The 277-nt window shown below is 46.6% G+C and carries 1 protein-coding gene; it reads right to left on the bottom strand.

Annotation, left to right across the window (positions count from 1 at the left end):
- Positions 1-277 (bottom strand): phosphate acyltransferase (locus SB725_RS30970; RefSeq protein ID WP_410923208.1); only part of this gene is annotated, 277 nt, incomplete at both ends.

Raw genomic sequence — 277 nt, 5'->3', positions numbered from 1 at the left:
GTATGAATCGCACCTGAGACCAGACCATCTACTTCGTCTAGTTGAAGCATGATAGTACCTAGATAGACCGTGTCTTTTAGGTACTCAGCAGCGACTTCTGCAGTGGTTTTGCCTTTACGACGCTCTACGACAGCAGCGATATATTTACTCATATCTAGGTTGTCTGGGTCGATGATCTCTAACCCTTCAGGCAACGTTAGATCACGGTTTTTAGCCACTTGCTCAACGTCACTACGTTTAGCAAGTAATACGCAGTTGGCGATACCGCGACTCTGAC

The sequence above is a fragment of the Pseudomonas sp. SIMBA_041 genome (genome assembly GCF_046535095.1).
GTDB lineage: Bacteria > Pseudomonadota > Gammaproteobacteria > Pseudomonadales > Pseudomonadaceae > Aquipseudomonas > Aquipseudomonas mucoides.
Note: the sequence above shows the minus strand (reverse complement) of the source record. Positions and strands in the feature narration are given on the sequence as shown.